Consider the following 4,279-nt stretch of genomic DNA (forward strand, 5'->3'; position numbering starts at 1 on the left):
CGGTGACGGCACCACCACCGCGACCGTCCTGGCCCAGGCCATGGTCCGCGAGGGCCTGCGCAACGTGGCCGCCGGTGCCCAGCCGCTCTCCCTCATCCCAGCCCCTGGTCGGCTTGCAGGCGCCGGCGAACCGGCCGTCGGCCACCCGCAGCCTGGCGACCGGGCGAAAGCGCAGCCCGGCGCCGGAGCGGACGTTGAGGAAGCTGACGCGCCGCACATGGGTGACCTGATAGGTGCAGGCCAGCGTCGGTCGGCCGGTCACGCCGACCGGACCGGCGTTGCGCACCTTGCGCAGGTGACTCGCCGAGGCCCAGCCGATCACGCCGCCGGCGCTCTTGATCCGCACCCAGCCGTTGACACTCGTGCAGGCGCCGGCGAACCGGCCGTCGGCCACCCGTAGCTTGCCGACCGGGCGGGAGGTCTTGTCTGTGCTGGAGCGGAGGTTGACGTACTGGTCGCGGTCGATGCGGTTAACCCGGTAGGTGCAGGCCAGCGCCGGCTGGCCGGTCACGGCGGGAGGGGAGGCGAGCTTGCGGAGGTTGCCGGACGGAGCCCAGCCGGTCACGCCGGTGGCGGTTTTGACCTGCACCCAGCCGTTGACGCTCGTGCAGGTACCGGCGACCGGCGCCTCGCCCGTCCGTAGCGTGCCGACCGGGCCGAAGGCCTTGCCGGCACCGGAGCGGATGTTCAGCACGGCGCCGGAGCGCACGTCGGTGACCTGGTAGGTGCAGGCCAGGGCAGGACTGCCGGTCGTGCCGGCGAGGCGGGCGGCCGCGTGGGCGGGCAGGGCGGCCAGGATGAGTCCGCTCAGTGTGGCGCACACGGTCAGGGCGGTGGTTCGCTTCGCGATCATTGCGATGTCTCCCTTTGATCGGCATCTGTTCACCGGCGCGGGGTCGGCAGCCTGGTCAAGCTAGGGGTACTTGACCTGCGATGCTCACGAAGGGTAATTTCCTCATTACCAAATGCTTAAACATATGACCAACTGAACAGGTATTCATTGCGATGAACAGCCCGTACCCCGACGAGGAAAAGAGGTAGGCGCTGTGCCCCCCGAACCACGCTCTGTGCATCTGTGCACCTGAATAGCCATTCGCATGCGAGGGTGACTGCGCATCCCGACGCCCACTCCTCCTCGCTCGCGGACGCCGAGCGGGTGCAGGGCGTCCGACGGGCGCTGCCGACCGAACACACGGTGCAGGAGCTTGCGCAGGTCTTCGGACTGCTGGCCGATCCCGGGGCTGAGGCTGACGGCCGCGCTGCCGCAGGCGGGAGAGATGTGTGTGCGACCTGGCGGCGACCTCATGCGCGCTGCGGCTGCTGCGCACGCACCGCGTGGTGCAGGTCCGCCGAGCCGGACGGCCGGCGCACTACCGGCTCGCCGACTCCCACATGCGGATGCTGTTCGCCCTGGCGATCACCCATATCGGGCACGACACAGAAACCCACCACCAAGGGGAGCGAAGCGATGGCTGAGCGTGGACACCGAGGCGGGCATGGCTCCGGACACGGGCATGGGCATGCGGTGAGCGCTGAGGCCGATCGCCGCTACCTGACCGGGGCACTGGCGCTGATCGTCGGATTCATGGCGGTCGAGGTCGTCGTCGGCTTCATCGCCCGGTCTCTGGCCCTGATCTCCGATGCCGGTCATATGCTCACCGACGCCGTCGCCATCGTCTTCGCGCTGATCGCCATGCGGATCGCCGCCCGGCCACCGCAGGGCGGCTTCACCTACGGGCTCAAGCGCGCCGAGATCATCTCCGCGCAGATCAACGGCATCACCCTGCTACTGCTGGCCGCCTACTTCACCTACGAAGGCGTCCGCCGCCTGATCGTGCCTCCCGAGGTTGAAGGCCTGTACGTGGTGGTGACCGGCCTGGCCGGAATCGTCGTCAACCTGGCCGCCACCTGGCTGCTGTCTCGGGCCAACCGCTCCAGTCTCAACGTCGAAGGCGCCTACCAGCACATCCTCAACGACCTGTTCGCCTTCATCGCCACCACGATCGCCGGAGCCGTCATCTGGCTCACCGGCTGGACCCGTGCCGACGCGATCGCCGCCCTCGTCGTCGCCGTCCTGATGCTCACGGCGGGCTGGGGACTGGTCCGCGACGCGAGCCGGGTCTTCATGGAAGCCGCTCCCGCGAACATGAATCCCGCCGAGATCGGCGCCAGAACCGCCGCTTTGGAACACGTCGTCGAAGTGCATGACCTGCACATCTGGGAGGTCACCTCCGGCTACGCCGCGCTGTCGGCGCACATCCTGGTCGCCTCCGGCGCCGACTGTCACACCGTACGCCTGGCCGCCGAGCGGATATTCCACGACACCTACGGCATCGAGCACACCACCTTGCAGGTCGACCACGCCCCACCGCAACTGCTGACCATCGGCGGCACCGACACCCACTGCGCCGCACCCCACGGCCCCACCCACCGCAGCCCCCCTCACGAAAACAGCACCGTCCCCGCCACACCCCCGGCCGGCCACACCGATCCCGGCGATCAGAGCGATGCGGCCCACCTGTCACAGAGCCCGGAGTAGATCACGGCGTCCACCTTCGCGGCGATCATCGAAGTCGAGTTTTCGCGCTCTCCTGACGAGCCACCGGACTTCGGCGGATTCATCGGCCCGCGCGCTGCGTCAAGGGCAGCTGGGATCTGCCCGGCGAACGCGCCCCAGGTGAGGATCTCCGGTCGCGTCCAATGCCCGATCTTCACCGCGCCACGCCCGAAAAGCTGGGATGACCACCCCGCAAAGCGCATTAGCCACACACTGGAATTTCACTGTTAGAGCAGATCAGAGCCACTATTCGGTGAGCTTTGGCTGATCGATGTGGGGTGGTTCGATGAGTTTGTCGAGGCGTGAGATGGTCGCTGGACTGGGGGCGGTGGCCGTCTCCGCTGTTTCACCGCCGGGGACTCCGCCATCACCGGCGCCGCGGTTGCCGGAGGCCGAGCCGCTGATCGTTCCGGCCGGTCGTAGGCCTGACCAGCTCGCCAGGGATGAGAGCTTCTGGGGCACTGTGGCACGGCAGTACCGGGTCAGCCCGGACTTCATCAATCTGGAGAACGGCTACTACGGGATCATGCCTGAGCCGGTGCGTCAGGCATATCACCACAACGTGGACCAGCTGAACGAGCTGAACTCCCACCTGCTGCGCACCTCCTACACCGATCGGGCCACCCAGGTCAGGAAACGCATCGCGACCGTCCTGGGTGCCTCCCACGAGGAGATCGCCCTGACCCGTGGTGGCACCGAAGCCCTGCAGAACCTGATCGGCGGCTACAACCGGCTGCGGCCGGGCGACGCGGTGATGTACGCCGACCTCGACTACCACAGCGCGCGGTACGCCATGAACTGGCTGCGCGGTCGGCGCGGGGTGAGCGTCGAGCGGATGGCCATCCCCGAGCCGGCGACCCGCCAGGTCGCACTGGACACCTACGCCCAGGCGCTACGCGACCATCCACGGGCCAAGTTGCTGCTGCTGAGTCATATGAACAACCGCACCGGACTCGTCCTGCCGGTGGCAGAGATCGTCACGATGGCCCGTGACAAAGGCGTCGACGTGATCGTCGACGCGGCCCACTCCTGGGGGCAGCTCGACTTCACCATCGGTGACCTCAAAGCGGATTTCGCGGTGTTCTCCTTGCACAAGTGGATGGGGGCGCCGTTGGGGTCGGGGTTCCTCTACATTCGCAAGAACCGCCTGGCCGACATCGACCCTGCTTTCGCCGACGAGACCTACTCCGGCCGCGACATCCGCTCGCGGGTCCACTCCGGCACCATGGACGTCGCCCCGATCCTCACCGTGGGCACCGCCCTGGACTTCCACGACACCCTGGGTGCCGCGGTCAAGCAGGCGCGGCTGCGCTTTCTGCGCGACCGCTGGGTGCACCAGGTGATCGACATTCCCAACCTGGAGATCCTCACTCCCGAGGAGCCCGCCATGTACGGGACCATGACCGCGTTCCGGATCACCGGACGTACCTCCGAAGCCGACAACGTCGCGATCACCAAGGATCTGATGGACAGGCATCGGATCTTCACAGTGCGCCGCGGCGGGCCGGTGCGGGGCGACTGCGTCCGGGTGACGCCGGCGCTGTTCACCTCCCGCGATCAGGTCGATCTGCTCGCCGTGGCGGTGCGCGAACTGGCCTCGCGGATGCGCCGCTGAAAACATGCCGGTCGGCGTAGTGCTCGGCGGTCCGCAGCGGGTCCAGCGGCACCTTGTCGTGATCATGGATGCCTCGCGTAGCGGGCCCGTCATCGGGCGGGCCCGCT

3 protein-coding genes and 1 pseudogene are annotated in these 4,279 nt (G+C 67.9%); 3 read left to right on the forward strand and 1 reads right to left on the reverse strand.

What is annotated here, in order from left to right:
- Positions 1–595: 595 nt before the first annotated feature.
- Positions 596–853 (reverse strand): annotated as a pseudogene (locus tag ABZU75_RS45450) (hypothetical protein); the annotation flags it as partial.
- Positions 854–1,281: 428 nt separating this feature from the next.
- Between ABZU75_RS45450 and ABZU75_RS45455 the strand changes: the two are divergent.
- The 3 genes from ABZU75_RS45455 to ABZU75_RS45465 all read left to right on the forward strand — a co-directional run bounded on the left by ABZU75_RS45455 (position 1,282) and on the right by ABZU75_RS45465 (position 4,172).
- Positions 1,282–1,476, forward strand: a complete 195-nt coding sequence (locus ABZU75_RS45455) for a hypothetical protein (protein ID WP_355569482.1) — start codon at positions 1,282–1,284, stop codon at positions 1,474–1,476.
- Positions 1,477–1,525: 49 nt separating this feature from the next.
- Positions 1,526–2,539 carry a cation diffusion facilitator family transporter gene (locus ABZU75_RS45460; RefSeq protein WP_355569485.1) on the forward strand — a complete coding sequence of 338 codons (1,014 nt, stop codon included), beginning with the start codon at positions 1,526–1,528 and terminating at the stop codon, positions 2,537–2,539.
- A 304-nt stretch (positions 2,540–2,843) separates the two neighbouring features.
- Positions 2,844–4,172: an aminotransferase class V-fold PLP-dependent enzyme gene (locus ABZU75_RS45465; RefSeq protein ID WP_355569488.1), complete on the forward strand. Its 1,329-nt coding sequence runs from the start codon at positions 2,844–2,846 to the stop codon at positions 4,170–4,172.
- Positions 4,173–4,279: the final 107 nt, after the last annotated feature.

Source organism: Streptosporangium sp. NPDC005286 (assembly GCF_040607515.1).
Classification (GTDB): Bacteria; Actinomycetota; Actinomycetes; order Streptosporangiales; family Streptosporangiaceae; genus Streptosporangium.

Excerpts from the sequence above, each read along its gene's own strand:
- ABZU75_RS45465 (WP_355569488.1), top strand. The coding sequence starts at position 2,844 with ATGAGTTTGTCGAGGCGTGAGATGGTCGCTGGACTGGGGGCGGTGGCC.